We start from the raw sequence: 21,986 nt of genomic DNA on the forward strand, positions 1-21,986 counted from the left end.
AACGTCATCGAAACTCCCAAACCTGTAGCCTACCGTGTCACCGCAGCCTCAACAAATCGCAACTCCGGCTCACCCGTCAGATCAAGCCGCACCTTCACCCCCAGCGGCAGCGTCACATTCGCCACCGACACATGCCCACTCCGCAGCCCGAACCCGATTGGCCCCTCAAACTCCCGCAGCGCATGAAGGATCGAAGCCTCAATCTCCGCATCCGCTCCATTCTGCTCCATATCCCCAAACACAATTCCCGTCACGTCCTTCAGCATCCCCGCATAGCGCAGATGCACCAGCATCCGATCCCACTGATAAGGCTTCGTCCCGATATCCTCCAGAAACAAAATGCCGCCCTCAGCCTTAGCGGCATAGGGCGTTCCCAAAGCCTCCGCATAGATCGACAAACACCCACCCGTCAGCACCCCCTCAGCCTTCCCCGGCCTCAGCACCCGCAGCCCTTCAGCAGCCCCTACACTCCACTCCTCCGCTCCACCCAAAGCCGACTCCCACGATCCCATCTCCGCGGCATCCAAGCGAGAGAAATCCGCCGCCACCATCGGCGCATAAAAGCTCACCAATCCAATCTCATTCCAAAGCCAGGTCTGGAACGAAGTCAGATCGCTATACCCAACAAACACCTTCGGATTCGTCCGGATCAGCTCCTTATCGAGCCCCGGCAGCAACTCCGCAGAACCCCATCCCCCGCGAGCACACACGATCCCATCCACCTCCGGATCGGCGAACGCCGCATGAAGATCCGCCAGCCGATCCTCCACCGTCCCCGCATAGTAAAGCGGCCCCTTATCCAGCGCATGAGCCGAAACCCGCACCCGATACCCCAACCCCTCAAGCCGAGCCACGCCCGCCGCCACCAACTCAGCCTTGGGAGTACTAGCCGGAGAAACCACGGCCAACAGCGATCCCTTCTTCAGAGCTTTGGGTTTGATCAAGCAAACACCTCACCGACACAAACAAACTCCGCCGGCCCCGTCAACATCATCGCTTCGCCATTCGACGGCCAAACCACACTCTGCGCCCCACCCTCAGCCACCGCCGTCAGACTCCGCGCGCAATCCCGCAGCGCAATCGCCGCGCTCGAAGAAGCACACGTCCCCGTCCCCGAAGAAGTCGTAGGCCCACACCCGCGCTCGAAGATCCGAAACTCGATCTCGTCCGCGCTCTTCACCTTCACAAACTCCACATTCGTCCCATGCGGAAACAGCGGGCTCACTGCAATCTTTCCACCCAACTCCTGCCACGTCATGCCATGCGAGCCAAAATCATCTGTATCAACGAAGAGCACATAATGCGGATTCCCCACATTCACCATCGCCCCCTCAACCACCCCCACACCCTCCAACTCGATCGCACGTCGCATCACCCGCGGCACACCCATCCCACTCTCAATCTGAAACACCGGCCCATCGCTCGAGATCACGCGGCACGTCCGCACCCCGCCATGCGTCCCCAGAGCAACCTCGTTCAACCCCTCACTCTGCGCGAGCCACGCCGCCACACACCTGGTCCCATTCCCAGATAACTCCGCCTCACTGCCATCCGCATTGAACAGCCGCAGAAAGAAAGACCCATCCGCCCGACGTTCCAGGAACTCAATCCCATCCGCACCAACACTCGTATTCCTCGAGCAAAGCTTCTGAGCCAACTCCGCATGACGGCGTCCTGCAACAGCCTCTTCGATAATCAAGAAATCATTCCCGCAAGCATGAGCCTTCACAAAAGAAATCATCGTTCTCCTAATTTGTAACCATCATTGCTACTAATCCTGCTCCGCATCCGGATACGCCGTCACATGGTCGGTCGCGTCGCTGTCCCGCAGATCCTTCAGCAGCACCGCATGACGATGCCGCGTTGCGGTCACCATAAACGTCACCCGTTCCAAGCTCCCAAACGAGTCGCGGTCCACCACATTCATCCGCAGCCCCGCCTTGTCCATCACGTCCAGGATCGCCGGATACATCACACTCTCATGCAGACCGCGCACCTCGTACAACAGCACGGATTGCTTCCACGGCATCCTGTACTCCATCACACCGATCAACTGCAGCGCCACCAGCACCATCACGGTCGCCATCACCGCCTCGATATACAGCCCCGCCCCGCACGCCATCCCGATCGAAGCCACCACAAACACCGTCGCCGCGCTCGTCAACCCCAGCACCCTGGACCGTGTATGCAGGATCAGCCCCGCGCCCAGGAACCCCACGCCCTGAACGATATTCGAAGCCACCTGCCCCTTGTTTGGATTGCCCTCGCCCGCCAGGTTCGCGGAGAGCAGCGTGAAGAAAGCGCACCCCAGGCACAGCAGCATATTCGTCCGCAGCCCGGAGGCTTTATGCCTCCATTCCCGCTCCAATCCAATCGCGCCACCCAACAGAATCGACGTCAGCAGACGCGTCGCCGTGCCGCTTGAAAGCCGCAACTGATCGAGCTGAGAGAAATGAAAGGACGAAGGAATCATCATGGCTCTGCACGCGATGTTAGCACCGCACCCATGCTCAAGGCCGGTTTCCAGCACCCAGGAACCTGTCTGACCGATACACCCTTGCACAAGGCTGCCCGGTCGAGCAGAGAATCGTCATCTCCGTCAGCCCCTCCGGATGCGCCGTCACCGCCTTCGCCACATCGTCGCCGGCAAACGAGATCACATACGCAGCCTTCTCCGCCGGCGTCGTCAGGCCCTTGTAGTAGTCGCTCGGCGTCAACGTCTGCTTCAGCGGAATCCCCGCCTTCTGCAGTGCGCCAACAAAGCTTCCTGTCTCCATCATGATCGGCGCACCCGGCGCAAACGTCACCAACTGGTTCGCCAGCGCGGTCTCGAGCGATATACGCCCCATCGAGTTCACCTGCGCCTCCTTCAACACCAGCGGCGTCTTATGCAGCATCCAGATCGTGTTCAGCACAATCAGCATCAGCATCACCGGCTGCATAAACCGCACCACCAGCGGCTGCCGCGGCTTCAGCCAAACAGCCAGCGCACTCAGCCCCACCGCCCCAAACAACGCGAAGCAAGGCAGCATCTCCATCCCATACCGCGAGTTGTAGTACGAGTGCGGATAGAGCTGCGGAATAAAGATCGGCACAGACCCATAGGAGATCGAGTAAACATAAAACGGCAACGGCATCCAAAGCAGCAGCGCACTCCACCGCACCTTGCTTTTGATCGTCAACCAAAGCCCCGCCAAGGATGCAGCCGCAACCAGCCACCCCGTCTCCCACGCCGCAGCATCCACCTGCGCCGTCCGCGCATAAAGCATCAGCGACCAAGCCGGATCATGCCAGCCAAAGTAATGATGGGACCCCGGCGGCGACGTCTTCCTATCAATCTCCTTCGCCGAGTAAGGCCCGCGCATAAAGTCCAGCCAGTCATGCCCATACACATGGTTGTAAGCGAACCAGCTCAGCGGCCCCGCAACCGTAATCAGAGTGAACCCAACAAACACGCCCGCAAGCTTAGCCCGCATCGCAGGCTCTTTCCAAAGCGTCCATGCGATCACGCACCAGACAGCAGCACCCAACACCCACCCGTCATACCGCGTCATCACCGCACAAAAGATCAGTACGCCCAGCCCCAACATTCTGCGCCCTGCACCCAGCGGACGAGCAGCCTCAATCGCCTCCACACACTCCAACGTCACCAGCGTGATCCAGATCATCAACGCCAGGAACAACGGCTCCGTCATCGCAGTCGAAGTCAGATAAAGCAGGTTGGCATTCATCGCCAGAAATGCCGTGGCCACCAGCGCCCAACGCGGCACCAGCACCCGCCGCGCCAGCCTGTAGAACCCCAGCACCCCAACCACATAGCAGATCAGCGAAGGCCACGCTCCCGCCATCCCATCCTGCCACCACTCCATCTTCCAGATAAACGGAGTCATCAGCAGATGCGGCAGCGGAAGCCACACGCCGCCAAGCTGCGCCAGCCCCGGATACTTCGTATCCACAATCCGTCTTGCGATCCCAAGATGCGCCACCGCATCGCCATACAGCATCATCGTGCCGCGCATCGCGGAGATCGCAATCGCAATAAACCCCAGCACCACCGCGCCCATGGAGATGGGAAGCATATCCTCCCGCAGCGCCGGCGTCACCGCATCCGGATCACGCGGCGGCCCTTGTACCAGCGGCCCACCGCGCCTCCCCCTACGCCCGCGCGTGCTCAAGGTGCGAGATCTCCATGAACAGTCCGAAGCGCTTCTCAATCTCCTCGCGGCTCAACTCCTGCATCCGCTCGGTCCCAAACTTCTCCACCGCAAACGAACCCATTACGCTGCCATAAAACAGTGCGCGACGAAACACACCGGGCGTCAGCTTCGGCTGCGAAGCGATGTACCCATAGAACCCACCCGCAAACGAGTCACCCGCCCCCGTAGGATCGACGACCTCACTCAAAGGCAGCGCAGGCGCACGGAAAGGCTTCGCAATTCCATCGGTTCCTGCGAACGACCTGTCACAGAAGAAAGCCGAAGCACCATACTCGCCATGCTTGATCACCAGCGCCTTCGGCCCCATCGCCATCACGGCCTCGGCCGCCTTCACCATGTTCTGCTCACCGGCCAGCATACGAGCCTCGCCGTCGTTGATCAGCAGCACATCCAGTTCCTTCAGCACCTTCTTCAGGTTTTCGTTATGGTCTGCGATCCAGTAGTTCATCGTATCGCCGCAAACCATCTTCACCTCCGGCATCTGCTTGCGAACCTCCGCCTGCAGCACCGGATCGATGTTCGCCAGAAAGAGATACTCGCTGTCCTTGTAAGCATCGGGGATCTTGGGTGAGAACGTAGCGAACACATTCAGATCCGTCCCCAGCGTCTTCGCCTCGTTCAAACTCCCCGAGTACGATCCCGTCCAGTGAAAGCTCAACCCATCCGCATGCTCAATGCCCCGAGTATCGATGCCGCGCTTCGTCAGCACCGCCTCATGCTCCGCCGTAAAGTCCTCGCCGACGACGCCAATCACACGCACGTCGGTAAAGTAACTCGCAGCCAGCGAAAAGTAAGTCGCCGCACCACCCAGAATCTTATTCGCCTTACCAGACGGCGTCTCCAAAGTATCGAACGCCACAGAACCCACAACCAATATCGACATCAACTCTCCCTAACTAAAAATTCCCGTCATTCTGAGCGAAGCGAAGAACCCCCGTATTGGTCTTTGCTTTTGCTGTTGCTTTTGTTGTTGTTGCTTGCTCGCTAGTCCCTAGGCTCTAGTCCCTGCTCTTACAAATATTTCCCAATCAACAAATCCAGCTTCTTCTTAGTAGCATCCGGAATCATCGTCTTATCCGTCATAATCGCGAACTTCATAGCCTCAGCAAAAGGGCTCTTCTCGCCCTTAGGCAGAGCAGCCACAGCAGCCCGCACAACCTTAGCCGCATTCCCGGAGTTCTGGTGCATCACCGCGACCACCTGCTCGACGGTCACATCGTCATGCCCTTCGCGCCAGCAGTCATAGTCCGTCACCATCGCCATCGTCGCGTAGCTCATCTCCGCCTCGCGAGCCAGCTTCGCCTCCTGCAGATTGGTCATCCCAATCACATCCGCACCCCAGCTCCGATACAGATTCGATTCAGCCCGCGTAGAGAACTGCGGCCCTTCAATGCACACATAAGACCCGCCCAGCTTGCCGACGACGCCAACCTCTTTACAAGCCGTCTCAAAAGCCTTCGCCACAACCGAGCAGATCGGGTCCCCAAACCCCACATGCGCCACCACGCCATCGCCAAAGAACGTCCCGATACGCGCAAACGTACGATCGATAAACTGATCCGGAATCACGAAGTCCGTAGGCTTATGTTCTTCCTTCAGGCTACCCACCGCGGACACGGAAAGAATGTACTCTACCCCCAGCTTCTTCATCCCCCAGATATTCGCGCGGAAGTTCAGCTCCGTCGGCGTAATCCGATGTCCACGCCCATGTCGCGCCAAAAACGCAACCTTGCGCCCATCCAGTTCGCCGACCATATAAGCATCAGAGGGCGCACCAAACGGAGTCTCGATCGCCACTTCCTGCAGCCCGCTCAATCCCGGCATCGCATACAGCCCGCTGCCCCCGATAATCCCAATCTCAACCTTATCCAAACCAATCTCCTAATCTATCCACGGTCGTCATTCTGAGCGAAGCTCAGAACCTCCGTATTGGCACTTGCATTTCAACAACTACCGCCCACCAGTATATCGTTCCATCAGCCCAGCCTTCATCACGCCAAAGCCCGCCATCCCCTTCACCAACCCATACGTCAGCTCCCGCGTTGGCTGCATAGCCATCTTCATAGGCCCACGCCCCTGCACCTCCAGAAACCCGGAGTGCAGCTTCCGCGCCGCCGCCAGCCCAATCCCCTCAGACACAAACACCGTCTCCCCCGAAACCGAAAGCACCACATCCCCTTCGCTCGTCGAGAACACCTGCTCATCCACCTGCTCGTCGGCGTTCCGTTCCTTCAACCCGCTGTACTTACGTGGAAGCTGCTCGCCGTACACGCGCAGAAACGTCTGCGCCGCCTCCTCGCTCTTCCAACGCGAAAAGTAAACCAACCCCACAGAGCCCGTACTCGCCTTGTCCGCAACGGATGCACTCTTCCGCTGCCCCGCATAGTAGACCCCGCCATCCCACTCCGCCGCCAACGCTGTCCCCAACTCGCGCCCGCCAAACAGCGTCACCAGCATCTCCACGTCGAGCTCACCCATCACCCCAACGTCATACGGCTCATACTCCGCATCCAGCACCGCATGAACATCCGGCATCCGCAACACCGGCACCGGCACATGCGCCATATACGCATCCGGATTCATGATCTGGAACGTAGAGCTGGGCGGGTCAGCCAGCACCCCTGCAAACGCCGCGTCCTTACCCTTCTTCACCAGCACCGCCTGCTCAAACCCCAGCCCATCCCCATAAGGAAACAGCAGCGACCGCTGCAGAAGCAAAGGAGCCCGCGCCAGCATCGGCGAGCTGCTCGCATCGCTCGCACTCTCCCGGATCTTCTGCCCCACATCCGGCGCATCCTTCAGCGTCCGCCCCGTGTCCTTGAGGCTGTAGTCGACGAACACCACCATCGCCTGCCCCTCGGTCACTGCCTGCCGCGCCGTCTCCAGTTCATCCACCTGCACGCGTGAATTATCCTCGCTCGCAGTCTTGGAGATCCCCTTCAAACCATTGCTCGACCACTTCTCCAGCCCCACCTTCTGGTCCTGGCAGGCGTGCGTCAGCTCATGCGCCAGCACCGGCTTCTGGTCCTCCGGGTCCACCCAGTTCAGCAGGTTCACCACCTTCGTGCGCGAGTCGTAGAAGCCCGCCACCTGCTCCGTCAGCAGACTCAACAGGAACGGCCGCAAGCTGAAGTCCCGGCTCAGCAGCCCAAACTTCTTCAACACGATCTCAGACCGCTGCAGCCGCTTGGAGCTCTCATCCTCATCAAAGTTCTTCTCGAGATACCGGGTCACCTCCGCCCGCGCCAGCAACCGCCGCTTCACATGCTCCACCGGCGCCAGTCCGGAGTCCTTACTCACAAACCCCATCACAGAATCCACAGAATCGAACAGCTCTCGCGTCTGCTCCTTCGTCATCAACTTATCCGGAGCTGCCGCCTGCGCCCCCGCACCAACCGCACACCCCACCATCAACCCAAGCAGGAAAACCCGGCTACCCCAACCCAAACCGCTCGTACCACTCGACGGGTCATTCTGAGCGAAGCGAAGAACCTCAGTAGCGGCTGTTGCGGTTGCTTGTTCTAGGTCGTCATTCTGAGCGAAGCTCAGAACCTCAGTATTGGCGGTTGCAGTTGTCTGTTTCAAGCAGTCATTCTGCGCGAAGCGGAGAATCCCCGTAGTTGCCCTTGCACTTGCAGTTGTCTTCCCACCGCTCATCCCCAGAATCAATCCCTACCTCCGCCGCATCTCTATACTCTAAGTGTACGCACGGCCATCTATGTCCCTTACCGCCCTACTACAATCCGCGTCCTTCGCCCCCATCACCAATCTAGGCTGGATCAAGGTCACCGGCTCCGACCGAACCCGCTGGCTCAACGGCATGGTCACCAACAACATCACCGCCCTCACGCCCGGCCAGGGCTGTTACAACTTCGTCCTCTCCAACCAGGGCCGCATCCAGGCAGACCTCACCGCCTTCCCCACGGAAGACGCCATCCTCCTCGAAACCGACCTGACCAGAATTCCCGCGCTAACGGCCTTGTTTGACCGCTTCATCATCATGGACGACGTCGAACTCGAAGACATCTCCCCCACCCGAGCAGGCCTAACTCTCATCGGCCCCGCCGCCCTTCGCCCCCTGCTCGACCTGGGCCTAACCCCGTTGGCCCTCCTCCCCCTCGAAACCTCCCAGATCACCTGGAACGGTGCAGAAGTCACCTTCATCCACGCCCACAGCCCCCTGATCCCGCGCTTCGAACTCTGGTCAGACCCCAAAACCATAGCCCTCCTCACCGCAGCCCTCGAAGCAGCAAACATCCCCCAGGCCGCTGAAGATGACCTGGAACACCTCCGCCTCCTCGAAGGCACCCCCCTCTACGGCACCGACATCCGCGACAAGGAACTCCCGCAGGAGACCGCCCAGCTCCGAGCCCTCCACTTCTCCAAAGGCTGTTACCTCGGCCAGGAAATCGTAGAGCGCATCAACTCCCGCGGCGCAGTCCACCGCACCTTCGCCGGCTTCCTCCTCACCGGCGACCTCCCGCCCGCAGGCACCCCCCTCACCGCCGACGAAAAACCCGTAGGCGAGATCACCAGCGCCGCCCGCATCCCCCTCCCCACCGGCGACATCCAGCTGGCCCTCGGCTACATCCGCCGCGAAGCCCTCGACCGCGCCGCCACCATCACCTACCCCGGCGGCACCGCCATCGCGGTCAAGCTCCCCACGGAAGCCGCCCGCACCCAGCCAGCCTGACGCATCCCCCCTGCATCGGATATCCTTGAGATCCAAGTCCTGAATCGAGTGTGACCATGTCCGACAAGCCCCTCCCGTTCGTCATCAACGACCGCCGCAAGTTCAACTCCGAAGGCGAACTCCGCCCCGAATCCGAGCGCGCACCTGATCCCGAACCCACCCCCAAAGCCCCCACACCCATCTCGGAACCCGAGCAGCACCCCGCCCCGCACCTCGTCACCGAGACCTCGGAAGAAACCACAGAAGTAACCGCAGAAGAAGCAGAAGACCCCAACCTCCCCCCGCCCCCCACCGCCGAGCAGATGGAGCAGGCCCGCCTCGCCTTTGAGGCCACCGCCGAGCGCCTGGAAATCGCCATCCGCTCCGCCAATCCCGGCATGGATCACCCCCCCGCCATGTCCTTCGAGCAGATCGTCCAGTCCGTCTATATGCAGTCCATCATGCAGCTCGGCGGCGGCGCGCAGGAGGGCCAGCAGCCCCAGGTCGACATCCTCGGAGCCAAGCAAAGCATCGACATGCTCGCCGTCCTCTCCGCCAAAACCGCCGGCAACCTCGCAGAGTCCGAGCAGCACCTCATCGACAGCGCCCTCTTCGAGCTCCGCCTCGCCTTCCTCGAAATCACCCAGGCCCTCGCCCGCAGCGCCCAGGCCAGAGCCACCCAGGGCCCACCCCCCGGAGGCGCACCTACCCCCGGAGGCCGCCCCGGCCCCAGCCTCATCCGCTAACCCAAAGCTCATATCCCCACAAATGCGGGTGCCCCATGTCTCGAACCTGAGACATGGGGTTTTTCGCCTAAGCCGTCAAACAAAGCCATCATCAGGCGACAACTCACTGCCCCCAAAACACCCGGTAGACAGCTGAAGTCGAAACCATAAAAACCGCCGCCCCAAACGTATACCGAGTCTCAACCGTCACCACTCATCTCCCGCGGCAAACTACCGTTCGGGATACATTGGCAATCTTCTCCCGGAAGATCAATCGCCTAGTCCGAGACATAAAAAACCGGAGAGATCATCACTGATCTCTCCGGCAGCTCTAATCCCAAACAGGCAGCTAGAACTTGTAATGCAGTGACAGTTGCAGCGTACGCGGAATCGAACGAGTGTTGTTGATCTGGCCAAAGTTGCTATCCGAGATCCCGTTATCTGGGTTCAGGTAGCTCGCAATGTTGGCGATGTTGAACGCGTCGGCCCGGAACTCCAGCGCATTCTCGTGATAGAGAGTGAATGATTTACCAGCCGTGAGGTCGACGTCCTCATAGCCAGGCGCGCGTTCGCTCCCAGGACTGGCGGTTCCAAACTGATTCGTATTCGGCGTGCCGTACGCGCAATTACCGTTGTTCTGGCCGTTTGCCGCAATGCAGGGTTGAGCTGAGAGATCGGTGCCAAACCAGTTGTTCAGCGTGCGGCCTGTGATCTTCAGGTGACGGTAATGGTTAGCGCGCGACGCACGATTGTTGACGCTTGTCGTATCGGGTGCGTTGATCGTGACCGGCAGCCCGGAGAAAGCCATCACCGTTCCGGAAATCTTCCAGCCGCCGGCTGCTAGATCCAGATAATGGTTCATGCCGCCACCGTACTGCTTGCCACGGCCAAATGGCAGGGCATAGACCATGGTCCCCGAAAGGTTATGACGGGAGTCAAAACCGCTTGGGCCGTAGTCTGCATGCCCGTTGTATCCGTTCTGCCAGTACGCACTCGCGCCGCTGACGCTCGCCGTCCCAAAGAAGCCCGGGTTATTCGTCATTGCCTTGGAAAGCGTGTAGTTAATGGTGTACTCCAGCCCGTTATGCTGCCGGCGACGAAGCTGCAACTGCAGTGCGTTGTAGTTCATCATCGATTCCGTCTCCGTCACGACCACCGCACCCGTCTGACCGACGGTAGCGACATACGGAGCCACGGCGCCCGGAGCAGTCAACTGATTACCGGCGCGGGCGTCGATCAGGTGCTGACCCGTCTGCCCCAAATAGCTCGCCACCACGGATGTCGTGTTGTTCACCTGGTACTCACCGGAGAGCGAGTACTCCTGAATGAACGCGGGCTTAATGTTCTTGTCCCACGCACGAATCGTATTGCTGGACGTCGCCGCAGCGAAGCTAGATGGCAGCGCCGTTGCGGTCGGCAGAGGAGTACCAGGGCTCGTCGCCGTCGCCGCAACCGCCTGGTACTGATAGGCAGACTGGAACGGTGGGTTGAAGTTCAGGCGAAGGTTCGCACCCGTGCCTTCCAGGTAGTTCGTAATGCCGTAACCGCCACGAATCACCATGCGCGCCTTCGGATTGTAGGCAAAACCAAACCGCGGCATGAAGTTAGTGTAGGTCGGATGGTAGAGCGCACGAGCATCGCCAAACGCATTGGCCGCTCCTGCGGTACCGGCTAGCCAGTACAGACCTGTGGTCAGGTCCAGATTGGCCTGCTTGTTGTTGACCTCGTAGATCGGCTGGTCGTACTCATAGCGCAACCCGATATTCACGGTCAGCTTGGCGGTGGGCTTCCAGTCGTCCTGAACAAAGGCTGCATCACGATACTGGCGCTGGCCGGACCGGCCGCTGTTCGCTCCGATGCCGGCGTAGTAGACCTGACCGGTGACGAAGTCGGGAACGGTCGACCCCGTAAACGCCCCCGTGTACTGCTCGTGGCCCAGCAAGCCGTCATTGCCGGCATACGCATTCTGCTGCTGATAGCGCAGGATTTCGACACCCAGCTTCAGCGTGTGCTTAGAAAGCTGCCATGTGAGATCGTCGCCATAAGTAAACGTGTTGTCGATCAGGTTTTGACTGGCCGGAGAATTTCCTACTGTCGTGAAGTAAGTGGTATTTGTTGTTCCCTGGCCTCCCCCGGAGAAGTCCTGGGAAGCGAAGCCCGCAATAGCCTGCGGAGCATTGATCCCGACCACGGAGTTGCCGCTTGCGAAGGCGCCCGTCGTGTCGTTGAGAATGCCCTGCACCCAGCGCACACGAGACCAGCCAGCACGGAACTCGTTCACAATCGCTGAGTTGAACGTGTGGACCTCATTGATCGCTATGCCTTTGAAGGGATAGCTGTTCCCGGTGGGAAAGGTGATCGCCAGCGCCGCCTGCGGCTGAGCGTCGGACGCCTCACCCTGTGAGTAGCGAGCCATGATGCTGTCCTTGCGGCTGAGCGTGTAGTCGATCTTTACGTCGCCCTGGTCGTTCCGTTCATACTTCTTGTAAGTGCCCGTGTAGTTGTTCTGCGAACCCAGCAGACCGGTACCCGTCCTGTTCGGCTGCGGATAGTACTGTGGATGAGCAAAGAGGTACGTGGCCACAGGGTTCGTAATCGGAACCTGGTTGTTCACATACGGAGTCCGCACACCGTTGACAAAGTGGTATAGCTGCGTCGGAATAGCGGAGAAGTCACCGGTGCGCCATGCGGTAGGAATCACGCTGTCGACCTGAGTGCCGCCGGTGTGCCAGCGGGCTGCCTCGTAATCGGCAAAGAAGAACAGCTTATCCTTCTTGATCGGGCCACCAATGGTCCCGCCAAAGATGCTCTGCGTAAAGGGCTGTCTGGCCGTTCCTGAGAAGTTATTGCTCCAGCTATTGGCGTTCATATTCGCATCTTGCAGATAGAAATAGGCTCCGCCATGCAGGCTGTTGGTACCGCTCTTCATGACCGTGATGACGTCGCCGCCATTCACATTTCCGTACTCAGCCGTGGCGTTGGAAGTAATGGTCGTAAGATTCTCGATCGCCTCCGGAGCAGGGTTGTACCCGATCACGTTGTTGATCGTCTCGTTCATCTCCACGCCGTCCAGCATGTAGTTGTTCGTCTGGTTCCGGTTTCCGTTAATCGAAACCTGGCCGCCCTGGTTCGTATCGCGCTCAATCGCATTCTGGTTGCTCATCGAGCTTGGCTCAGTCGTCACAGCGCCCGGAATGAACTGCGTCACGGCTGAAAAGTTACGGCCGTTCAGCGGAAGATTCTCCACCGTATTCGCACTGAAGGTTGACGCAATAGTTGAGTTGTCGGTATCGAGAATCGGAGCCAGTTCGCTCGTCACGGTCACCGTGTCGCTTGCCGCGCCGGTCTGGAGCGTGCCGTCGATCTTCGCGGTCTGGTCAACCTCCAGCGTGAACGTGTTGGACTTGAACGTCTTGAACCCTGCCCCGGTGATCGTCAGAGTGTAGTGACCAATCTGCAGGAAGCGCAGGCTGTACTGGCCAGCACCATTCGTCGTTGCGGCGGTATCCACTCCGGTATCCACATTGTGTACGACGACCTGTGCATCCCGCACGATCGCGCCCGTCGAATCGGTGACGACGCCGTTGACCGAACCCGTGATGGTCTGCGCATGGGCTGCAACGGATGCCGCCACGCTCATACAAACGACTGCCGCTCCAAAATTCCTATAGGTGTGCTTCCTCATACGCTTGGTCTCCTGGCTCTCGTGAAAACAGATTCGGGTGAATGGATTACAGCCCGCCTTTGGTCGTTCAGGCAATGTCTGTGTGAAATAAGTTGAGCTAAGGCAGTTGAGAAAGACGTACCAGCCCATCGAATCGTCAATTGGGCACAAAGATGAAAGGACTTCTAAAAATCCTAAGAACCAGCGATACAGGGGATTGAAAGGAATCCTCCCGTTTACTGATCCTCCTCAACGTAGTCTGCTGAATGGATGTTGATCCATAATCTCTCAGAGTCGCGTTTGAGCTATAGGGCATTTGTCCCAGGAACATTTGCTCACCGCTCGGCATTGCTTTCAACACTCATGGAATGAGCTACTTACAACTATTTTCTTCAAAAACAACCCCAAACTTTCTTGTCAAGCCCCCACGAGCTCAAAAATTCGTTCAACCTGCTCAATCTAAACAACTTAGAAGCGAAAAATAGATGGCGTATTTACCCCGGCTAACCAGATACAATTGAAGGAGAAGTAAAACCTCGGCACCGACGGAAAACCCGCCGGTGCCGTACTTTTTGAGCTAAACCCAATGGATGGAAGACTTTACAGCCTTGGGTGAACAAAACAAAGACTTTAGATCGGGTCCGAAGCCCATGTCCGAACCTAACTCTAATGTTCTGAAGACTTTGCACAAATAGCCGGGGGTGGAGGGGTACCCTGCACCGGAAAGGAAAGACCCAAATCCAGGCCACCATGACCTTCCTCGGCAGCGGCACCTCCATGGGCGTCCCCACGCTCGGATGCCCCTGCGCCGTCTGCGCCGACGCCCGCATCCCCGGCTCCCGCAACCGCCGCACCCGCCCATCCCTCCGCCTGGAATGGGAAGGTCACACCGTTTTGATCGACACCGGCCCCGACTTCCACGCCCAGGCCATCCGCGAGAACATCTCCCGCGTAGACGCCGTCTTCTACACCCACCACCACGCCGACCACATCCTCGGCATGGACGACCTCCGCCCCCTCAGCTTCCGCAACACCACCCCCCTGCCCCTCTACGCCGACGACCCCACCGCCGACGCCCTCGAGCGCGTCTTCGGCTACACCTTCCGCACCGAAAACCGCTACCCCACCAGCGCCCGCGTCCAAATCCACCGTCTCGACCCCACCCCCGGCAGCACCACCCGGATCTTCGGCGCAAACTTCCAGCGCATCCCCGTCATCCACGGCCGGGAGCGCATCACCGGCTACCGCTTCGGCTCCGCCGCCTACCTTACCGACATGAGCGACATCCCTCCTGAAAGCCTGGCCCTGCTCCAGGGACTAGACATCCTCATCCTTGACGCCCTCCGCCCCGCCCCCCACCCCAGCCACTCCCACGTAGCCAAGTCCATCGCCTTCGTAGAGCAGCTCAAGCCCAAACGAGCCTACTTTACCCACATGGGCCACGAACTGGACCACAACGCCACCGAAGCCACCCTCCCCCAGGGAATCCACCTGGCCTACGACGGCCTCCAACTCACCTTCGACATAGCCCCAGAAGAAACCGCCTCATGAAGATCTACCGCAGCCTCTCAGAACTCCCCGCAGACCTCGGCCCCGTAGTAGCCACCATCGGTAACTTCGACGGAGTCCACCGCGGCCACCGCTGGGTCATCGACCAGGTCAATGCCCGCGCCCGCACCCTCTGCCTCCCGTCTCTCCTGATCACCTTCGACCCCCATCCCGTCCGCGTCCTCCGCCCCGACGCCCCCCACTCCCTCATCACCCCCCTCGAGCAAAAACTAGCCCTCCTCGGCGAGACCGGCATCGACGCAGCACTCATCCTCCCCTTCACCCCAGAGCTCTCCCGCCTCACCGCCCGCCAGTTCGCCGAGATCCTAGCCAATGACATCCACGTCCGTGAGGTCCACGAGGGCGAGAACTTCCGCTTCGGCCACAAGGCAGAAGCCGGCATGGAAGGCCTCGAGCAGCTAGGCCACGAACTCGGCTTCACCGCCCAGACCTACTCCCCGCACATCCTCCGCGCCGCCCCCGTCTCCTCGTCGCGCATCCGGAACCTCATCGCCGCCGGCGCTCTCCACCACGCCCGAGCCCTCACTGGCCGCCCCTTCGCCATCCAGAGCACCCCCGCCTCCGGCCGCGGCTACGGCACCCGCTACACCGTCCCCACCATCAACCTGGCCCCCTACCCGGAGCTCCTCCCCGCCAAGGGCGTCTACGTCACCACCCTGAAGGTAGGCACAGGCCCCCATGCCGAAACCTTCAACGCCGTCACCAACATAGGCGACCGCCCCACCTTCGGAGCCGACTCCTTCGCGGTCGAGTCCCACCTCCTCAACTTCCACGCTGTCGATCTCAACGAGCAGACACCGCTGGAACTGACCTTCCTCCAACGCCTCCGCCCGGAGATCCGCTGGCCCAACCCCGAAGCCCTCCGCACCCAGATCGGCCTCGACGTGAAGAAAGCACAACGCTACTTCGCTCTCTGCACCACTCTGACAAAAGAAAAGGCCCCAGCGACATAAGCCGCTGAGGCCGTCTCACAACCGTTTGCGTTACGCCGCCTTAGCTTTCAGCAGATCGAGCGCCTTGGTCAACTGATCGTCCACGGTCACGGTAGGCTTGACCACCGGCACGGTAGCAGCGGAAGCCGCACCTTCGACAGCCACCGTATCGTCGTCCGACTCGCCATCATCGTTCGGCGTGTTCCCCGCCACGAGTACACCCGGAGTCACCGCATCATCCTGTAGCTTCTTGCCGGAGGGCGTCTCATACTTCGCAACCGAAAGGATCAAAGCAGCGCCATCCGGCAGCTCGAACGTCTTCTGCTGAGCGCCTTCACCAAACGTCTTCTCTCCCACCAGCTCCGCCCGCTTGTTATCAAGCAGCGCACCCGCAACAAGCTCGCCCGGCCCCGCAGTCCCACGATTCACCAGCACCACCACCGCTCCGGTCGGATCGATAGCCTTAGCCCCATCCGCCGTAAACGTAACCTTCGCAACCTTCTGTCCTTCGAGAGTCGCAATCGTCCCGCTCTTCAGGAAGAAGTTCGCCAGCAGCGTGGCGTCAGCCATATCGCCCGCAGACACATCCCGCAGGTCGAGCAAAACCTTCTTGCCGCCGTTCTTCTGGCTCGCCTTCAGCTTGCCTTCGAGCGCCGCCACATGGTCGTGGTCCAGGATCACCGGCTTCAGATACACAATGGTCGAGTTCTCATACATCGTCTCGGCAACCGGCGGCTCGATCGTGATCGTCCGCGTCATCGTCACCTTATCCGGCACCGTCTTGCGCGGCCTCACGACGGACACCGTAAGCTCAGACCCAGGCTTGCCTTCGAGCATCGTCCCAAGCATCGCCAGTGAAAGATCCCGTGTATCCACGCCGCTGATCGCCTCGATGATGTCGCCATCGTTGAAGTTAGCCTTATCCGCCGGGCTGCCCGGCACAACAGAAACCACGGTCGCATACCCAAACCGCTTCGAGATCACCATCCCAACCTGCGCCCGCGCACCCTTGTCGACGGCAATCGCCTTCTTGTAAGCCGCATAGTCCGCCGGAGCAAGATAGCTCGAATCCGCATCCAGCGACTCCAGCAGCCCGCGCAACGCGCCATTCGTCACCTGCGGAATGTTCGGCTCGGAGACGTAGTCGGACTGGATATGCCGCAGTACCTCGCTGTACACGTTGATCTGCCGGTACGCCCCCTCCTGCGGCTCAGAGGCAGCACTCACGCCGCTCGCATGCACACCAAAGAAGACCGTCAGCACAAACACGACGGAGACAGCAAGCAGCAGGATCTTTGAACTCTTCGGCATAGTCGGAAACAGTCTCCAGGCAAGTTACGATGCAACTAGTTAGACGACACCAGTAGCGAAATGATACTCCCAACCATCTCAGGTCCCAAACAAACCCTTCGCCCTGGCCTCTTCCAACCGGCCTTCCAAGTACTGCCAAAGCTCCGGACATCCCGCCTCGACCTCAGGCCTCACCCGCTTCACCACCCGCTCATAGCTGATCCCGTTCTCCCGCCAGCTCTGCCCTCTGTTGGATAGGTTCAGCAGCACCGGCATCGCCCGGTCCGCCACATGCGCAAACCTGGCCTCCGCCGTCTCCCCCGCCTCAAACTCTATCCAAAGCTTCAGAAACTCCGCCCCGGTTGCCTCCGGCAGCAGCGCAAAGATCCGCTTCACCGCCTCCAGTTCGTCCGCCTTCCGTTCCGCCCAGCCGCCTTCGACGAACACCATCGTGTCCCCTGTATCGATCTCCCCAATATCGTGTACCAGCAGCATCCGCACCACATGATTCAGGTCCACCCCGGCCTCAGCGTATGGAGCCAGACAAACCGCCAGCAGCGTGATCTGCCAGCTATGCTCCGCGGAGTTCTCATACCGGTCCAGCCCCAGGGGCTTCACCTTCCGCGTCACAGCCTTCAGCTTGTCCAGTTCCAGGATGAAATCGATAATCTGCTGCACAGCACACACCTCACTTGTCCAAGAGTACTTGGTGGCGGTGGGCAGAATCGAACTGCCGACCTACGGGTTATGAGTCCGTCGCTCTAACCATCTGAGCTACACCGCCAAGGTGTGTCTGGGTTGGCCGCACCCTCCACCCGGATCGCGCTTACGCGCCGGTGCCGCCAGATATGATGATACGAGCCATTGCAACCGAGGTCAAACCACCCCCGCATGTCACGCACCCTCGCCGTCATTCCCGCCCGCCTCGCCTCCACCCGTCTTCCCCGCAAGGTTCTCCGCGAGATCGCCGGCCGACCCATGCTCGCGTGGGTCTACGACGCCGCCCGTGCCTGCCCGCAGCTCGATGAAGTCCTCATCGCCACTGACTCCGAAGAGGTCGCCGCCCTCTGCCACAAGCACTCCTGGCCAGTCCTCATGACCTCGCCCGAGCTCCCCAGCGGCTCAGACCGCGTCCACGCCGCAGCCCAGGTCCATACAGCAGATATCTACGTCAACATCCAGGCAGACGAACCCCTCCTCCACCCCAGCCACATCACCGCCCTACTCACCCCATTCGCAGACCCGAGCGTCGAGGTCACCACCCTCAAAGTCCTCTGCACACCAGAAAACCTCACCAACCCCAACGCAGTAAAAGTAGTGACCGCACTCGACCACCGCGCCCTCTACTTCTCCCGAGCCACCATCCCCTACGACCGCGACCAGGCCCATCCACCCATCTACAAGCACATAGGCCTCTACGGGTACCGAGCCGCCGCCCTCAACCGCTTCCACGCCCTCGCCCCGAGCCCCCTAGAGCAAGCCGAGCGCCTTGAGCAACTACGTTTCCTCGAAAACGGAATCCCCGTCCACGTAGCCCTCACAGAGCACGACACAATCGGCGTAGACACAGAAGAAGATCTGGCAGCCGTGGAGCATCTTCTCAGCAGTCGCTAAACAGCCTCAAACTCCACACGCAGCCCACCCTCCACCACAGTCACCTTCACGCTCTCAAGCGACCGCGCCACCCACGTCGCCCCAGCAGCATAGATCTCCTCCGCAGTATGCGTCCCCAGCACCCCTAGCACCCGCGCACCCGCAGCCACACCCGCCCCCACGCCAGACGGAGCATCCTCAACAACCACGCACCCCTTCGTTGAGAACCCGAGTATCTCCGCCCCCTTCATATAAGGCTCCGGATGCGGCTTTCCATTCACCACGTCATCCGCAGCGATCAGACGATCCGGATACGGCAGCCCCGCAGCCTTCAACCGCCCCAGCAGCAGCCGGCGCGTCGCCGAAGTCACAATCGTCCAGCGCTCCGGAGGCAATGAAGCCAGCAACTCCCGAACCCCTGCAAGCACCTTCAGGCCCTCAGTATCCGCAATCTCCAGATCCTCGATATACCGCAGCCCCTCCGTGACCTCTGCCTCAGTAAAACCGGGCTTATAACCCTTGATCAGATCCACCGCACGAACCCCGTGCGCAATCTGCACGTTCTGCGCATCGGCCACGCCATAGTGCGCAGCCCACAGCTTCCAGCAACGGTTCACGCTCGCAATCGAGCTGATCAGCACCCCATCCATGTCGAACAGCAGACCCTTGATCTCGATCGCAACTTCACTCACTCAAGCACGTCCTTCAAGCACAAATTTTTCCGCAACCTTCAGCACCGCGTTCACGCTCTCAACCGAGCAACTCTCGCAGTAAACCCTCAGCAGTGGTTCTGTACCTGATGCTCGCAGCAGCAGCCAGGTTTCAGCTGCATTCACCTTATCCGTGCAATGTGAATTCTCGAGGTAGAACTTGATCCCATCCAGCGTCTCCACCCGATTGACCTTCATCCCCGCAAAGTCATCGCCCGCCTTGATCGCACTCGCACGCTTGATCGCACTCTGCTTCAACTCATCGTTGATATGCATGTCGATCCGGTTGTACTGATGCTCGCCGTACTCTGCCTGCAGCGCGGCCACAAGCTCACCCAGCGTCTTGCCCTCATCCGCCATCACCTGGCACAGCAGCAGGCTGTTCAGCAGCCCATCGCGCTCCGGCAGATGTTTACTGATGCCGATCCCGCCTGACTCCTCGCCGCCAATCAGAATATTTTCCGTCAGCATCAGGTCGCATACATACTTGAAGCCGATCCCATGCTCATGCAGCTTGCGCCCGTGCTTGGCCGCAATGCGGTCCAGCATCTTCGTCGTGTTGAACGCCCGCGTCACATCGCCCGGCCAGCCCTTGCGCTCCAGCAGCCATTGCAACAGGATCGCAAAGATCTTGTGCGCATCCACCACGTTGCCGTGCTCATCCACAGCGCCGATACGGTCCGCATCGCCATCCGTCACCAGACCCGCATCGCACGCATCGGCGACAACGCGCTTCTGCGTCTCCGCGATATGCGGCAGAATCGGCTCCGGATTGATCCCCGGAAAATCAGGATTGATCTCCGCCCGCATCTCCACATACGGCACCCCTGCCTCGGCAAAGATCCCGGAGATGATCCCCCGCCCCGCACCATACATGCAGTCGATCAGAAACCTCTTACCGGAAGCCTTGATCGCCGGAAGATCCACAAACTTCGCAATCGCCTCCACATAAGGCGGATTGAAGTTGACCTCCTCAAGCTTCGCCGGCTCCGCAGCCGCAGCCAGTGGCTTCTCCAAATACGTCTCAATCGCAGAGATGATCGAAGGCTTACCCGACCCACCATAGCTGGCCTTGTACTTCACACCATTCCACTGCGCAGGATTATGGCTGGACGTAATCATGATGCCACCCGCAGCCCCACGCTCCCGCACCGCATAGCTCAACGCCGGAGTAGGCGTGACGATGGAAGCCAACGCCACCGGAATCCCCGCCGCCGTCAGCACCTCTGCCACCACGCGCGCAAACGCCTGCGAAGCAAAGCGCGTATCCCACCCGATGCAAACACCCTTGCTCGCATCCTCCTGCTCGATCACATAGTGAGCAATCGCCCGAGCCGCAACCCGCACATTCTCATACGTGAAATCGTCCGCGATAATCCCGCGCCAGCCATCCGTCCCAAACTTAACCACACCCATCGTTACGCCCTCGCTAAATCAGATCTTCCCGGCCAAGCCCCTCATGCACCTGTCGCACAACCTTACTCACATCCTGGCTGCGTTCCCGTGTAGTAATCAGCAGCGCATCTTCGGTCTCGACGACAACCAATCCATCCACACCCAGCAGCGCAACCATCCGCCCCGGCGCATACACGTAGTTCCCTTCGCTCTCGATTGCCACTAATCCATTCGTAGGTCCATCCAGCACATTCGAGCTATCGCTCTCACCCAGATGCTCATGCAATGAAGCCCATGACCCCAAGTCGTTCCAGCCAAAGTCAGCCGGCAGGCAGTAGATGTTCGACCGAGCCTCACCCTTGCTCGACCGCGGCTCCAGCACCGCATAGTCGATTGAGATGTTCTCGCACTTCGGATACTCCTCCGCGAACACCCGCTCAAAATCCGCCGTGCCAAACGCCGCCGCAATCGTCTCCAGGATTGGCGCCATATCCGGCACATGCTCTCTGACCAGCGCAGCCAGCGTCTTCGCGCTCCAGAGAAAGATTCCGCCGTTCCATGCAAAGTTCCCCGCCGTCAGAAACCGCTCGGCCGTATGCTTGTCCGGCTTCTCGCGGAAGCGCTTCACGCGCCGCGCACTGACGGTAGAACCCTCACCCAGCGCCACACCCTGTCCCTGCTCGATATACCCATATCCCGTCTCAGGCCTCGTCGGCGGCACACCCAGCACGACGATGTTCTCACCCGCCGCAGCCAGCCTAACGCCCGCCTTGATCACCTCTGAAAAGCGCGGCACATCCGCCACCACGTGATCGCTCGGAAAGATCCCGATCACCGTATCCGCCTCGCCCTGCTTCTCCAGCAGGAACGCTGTCAGCGCACACGCCGGAGCCGTATTCCGCGCAATCGGCTCACTCACAATATGCCCTGCCTTGATCCCCGGCAGTTGTGCTGAGATCACGTCATGCAGCCACTTGTTCGTGATCACCCATACATCGCTCTCGGCGGCCACCGGCAGCAACCGCTCCAGCGTCTGCTGAATCATCGTGCTCTCGCCATCCAGCGCCAACACCTGCTTCGCCCTTGCCCGCCTGCTCCGCGGCCAGAACCGAGTCCCGCTACCACCCGCCAGAATCACCGGCGCAAACCGCACCCCTGCCAAACCCTCAATACTCATAGACTTATCCTAGCTCAAAGCAAAGGCTGTGCCCCTGACACA

At 60.0% G+C, this 21,986-nt stretch carries 18 protein-coding genes and 1 tRNA gene; 5 read left to right on the forward strand and 14 right to left on the reverse strand.

What is annotated here, in order from left to right; translation table 11 throughout:
- Nucleotides 1-29: 29 nt before the first annotated feature.
- The 7 genes from ACIX9_RS14050 to ACIX9_RS14080 all read right to left on the reverse strand — a co-directional run bounded on the left by ACIX9_RS14050 (nucleotide 30) and on the right by ACIX9_RS14080 (nucleotide 7,802).
- Nucleotides 30-944 carry a S66 peptidase family protein gene (locus ACIX9_RS14050; protein WP_013581155.1) on the reverse strand — a complete coding sequence of 305 codons (915 nt, stop codon included), beginning with the start codon at nucleotides 942-944 and terminating at the stop codon, nucleotides 30-32.
- Nucleotides 941-1,741, reverse strand: a complete 801-nt coding sequence (dapF, locus tag ACIX9_RS14055; RefSeq protein ID WP_013581156.1) for a diaminopimelate epimerase — start codon at nucleotides 1,739-1,741, stop codon at nucleotides 941-943. Before dapF ends, ACIX9_RS14050 begins: the two co-directional genes overlap by 4 nt.
- A 30-nt stretch (nucleotides 1,742-1,771) precedes the next feature.
- Nucleotides 1,772-2,476 carry an MgtC/SapB family protein gene (locus ACIX9_RS23900; protein ID WP_049789301.1) on the reverse strand — a complete coding sequence of 235 codons (705 nt, stop codon included), beginning with the start codon at nucleotides 2,474-2,476 and terminating at the stop codon, nucleotides 1,772-1,774.
- A gap of 34 nt (nucleotides 2,477-2,510) precedes the next feature.
- Nucleotides 2,511-4,175 carry an ArnT family glycosyltransferase gene (locus tag ACIX9_RS14065; protein WP_013581158.1) on the reverse strand — a complete coding sequence of 555 codons (1,665 nt, stop codon included), beginning with the start codon at nucleotides 4,173-4,175 and terminating at the stop codon, nucleotides 2,511-2,513.
- On the reverse strand, nucleotides 4,156-5,100 hold the full coding sequence (locus tag ACIX9_RS14070; protein WP_013581159.1) for a PfkB family carbohydrate kinase: 945 nt from the start codon (nucleotides 5,098-5,100) through the stop codon (nucleotides 4,156-4,158). The genes ACIX9_RS14065 and ACIX9_RS14070 overlap by 20 nt, the downstream gene beginning before the upstream one ends.
- A gap of 128 nt (nucleotides 5,101-5,228) precedes the next feature.
- Nucleotides 5,229-6,089, reverse strand: coding sequence for an S-methyl-5'-thioadenosine phosphorylase (gene mtnP / locus ACIX9_RS14075; RefSeq protein ID WP_013581160.1), 861 nt, complete (start codon nucleotides 6,087-6,089; stop codon nucleotides 5,229-5,231).
- Between the two features lie 78 nt (nucleotides 6,090-6,167).
- Nucleotides 6,168-7,802, reverse strand: a complete 1,635-nt coding sequence (locus ACIX9_RS14080) for a hypothetical protein (protein WP_157477572.1) — start codon at nucleotides 7,800-7,802, stop codon at nucleotides 6,168-6,170.
- Between the two features lie 133 nt (nucleotides 7,803-7,935).
- Between ACIX9_RS14080 and ygfZ the strand changes: the two genes are divergently transcribed.
- Together ygfZ and ACIX9_RS14090 are read left to right on the forward strand one after the other, a co-directional pair.
- A complete protein-coding gene (gene ygfZ, locus ACIX9_RS14085; protein WP_013581162.1) occupies nucleotides 7,936-8,910 on the forward strand; it encodes a CAF17-like 4Fe-4S cluster assembly/insertion protein YgfZ in 975 nt (324 codons plus the stop codon).
- 56 nt (nucleotides 8,911-8,966) lie between these two features.
- Complete coding sequence (locus tag ACIX9_RS14090) at nucleotides 8,967-9,635, forward strand: DUF1844 domain-containing protein (RefSeq protein WP_013581163.1); 669 nt, start codon at nucleotides 8,967-8,969, stop codon at nucleotides 9,633-9,635.
- A gap of 328 nt (nucleotides 9,636-9,963) precedes the next feature.
- Here ACIX9_RS14090 and ACIX9_RS14095 read toward each other — a convergent pair whose 3' ends face one another.
- The gene (locus tag ACIX9_RS14095; RefSeq protein WP_013581164.1) at nucleotides 9,964-13,299 is read right to left on the reverse strand and encodes a TonB-dependent receptor; all 3,336 of its coding nucleotides are present in this window, start codon (nucleotides 13,297-13,299) and stop codon (nucleotides 9,964-9,966) included.
- Nucleotides 13,300-14,028: 729 nt separating this feature from the next.
- On the opposite strand from ACIX9_RS14095, the gene ACIX9_RS14100 reads away from it, so the two are divergent.
- Together ACIX9_RS14100 and ribF are read left to right on the forward strand one after the other, a co-directional pair.
- Nucleotides 14,029-14,829, forward strand: a complete 801-nt coding sequence (locus tag ACIX9_RS14100; RefSeq protein WP_013581165.1) for an MBL fold metallo-hydrolase — start codon at nucleotides 14,029-14,031, stop codon at nucleotides 14,827-14,829.
- Nucleotides 14,826-15,800 carry a riboflavin biosynthesis protein RibF gene (gene ribF, locus ACIX9_RS14105; RefSeq protein ID WP_013581166.1) on the forward strand — a complete coding sequence of 325 codons (975 nt, stop codon included), beginning with the start codon at nucleotides 14,826-14,828 and terminating at the stop codon, nucleotides 15,798-15,800. The genes ACIX9_RS14100 and ribF overlap by 4 nt, the downstream gene beginning before the upstream one ends.
- Nucleotides 15,801-15,830: 30 nt before the next feature.
- Here ribF and ACIX9_RS14110 read toward each other — a convergent pair whose 3' ends face one another.
- The 3 genes from ACIX9_RS14110 to ACIX9_RS14120 form a co-directional block, all read right to left on the reverse strand.
- Nucleotides 15,831-17,090 carry a S41 family peptidase gene (locus ACIX9_RS14110; RefSeq protein ID WP_013581167.1) on the reverse strand — a complete coding sequence of 420 codons (1,260 nt, stop codon included), beginning with the start codon at nucleotides 17,088-17,090 and terminating at the stop codon, nucleotides 15,831-15,833.
- A gap of 78 nt (nucleotides 17,091-17,168) precedes the next feature.
- Nucleotides 17,169-17,747: an HD domain-containing protein gene (locus tag ACIX9_RS14115; protein WP_013581168.1), complete on the reverse strand. Its 579-nt coding sequence runs from the start codon at nucleotides 17,745-17,747 to the stop codon at nucleotides 17,169-17,171.
- Between the two features lie 29 nt (nucleotides 17,748-17,776).
- Nucleotides 17,777-17,853: transfer RNA gene (locus ACIX9_RS14120), tRNA-Met, on the reverse strand.
- A gap of 107 nt (nucleotides 17,854-17,960) precedes the next feature.
- On the opposite strand from ACIX9_RS14120, the gene kdsB reads away from it, so the two are divergent.
- The gene (gene kdsB, locus ACIX9_RS14125) at nucleotides 17,961-18,683 is read left to right on the forward strand and encodes a 3-deoxy-manno-octulosonate cytidylyltransferase (protein ID WP_013581169.1); all 723 of its coding nucleotides are present in this window, start codon (nucleotides 17,961-17,963) and stop codon (nucleotides 18,681-18,683) included.
- Here kdsB and ACIX9_RS14130 read toward each other — a convergent pair.
- From ACIX9_RS14130 to ACIX9_RS14140, 3 genes are read right to left on the reverse strand one after another with little or no spacing between them, the layout of a single operon-like run.
- Nucleotides 18,680-19,354: an HAD-IA family hydrolase gene (locus tag ACIX9_RS14130; protein WP_013581170.1), complete on the reverse strand. Its 675-nt coding sequence runs from the start codon at nucleotides 19,352-19,354 to the stop codon at nucleotides 18,680-18,682. The two genes, kdsB and ACIX9_RS14130, sit on opposite strands and share 4 nt — an antisense overlap.
- Entirely contained in the window at nucleotides 19,355-20,788 is a 1,434-nt protein-coding gene (locus ACIX9_RS14135; RefSeq protein ID WP_013581171.1) for a phosphoglucomutase/phosphomannomutase family protein, read from the reverse strand.
- A 13-nt stretch (nucleotides 20,789-20,801) separates the two neighbouring features.
- Entirely contained in the window at nucleotides 20,802-21,944 is a 1,143-nt protein-coding gene (locus ACIX9_RS14140; protein ID WP_013581172.1) for a mannose-1-phosphate guanylyltransferase, read from the reverse strand.
- Nucleotides 21,945-21,986 lie beyond the last annotated feature (42 nt).

This window comes from Granulicella tundricola MP5ACTX9 (genome assembly GCF_000178975.2).
In the GTDB taxonomy this organism is placed as follows: domain Bacteria; phylum Acidobacteriota; class Terriglobia; order Terriglobales; family Acidobacteriaceae; genus Edaphobacter; species Edaphobacter tundricola.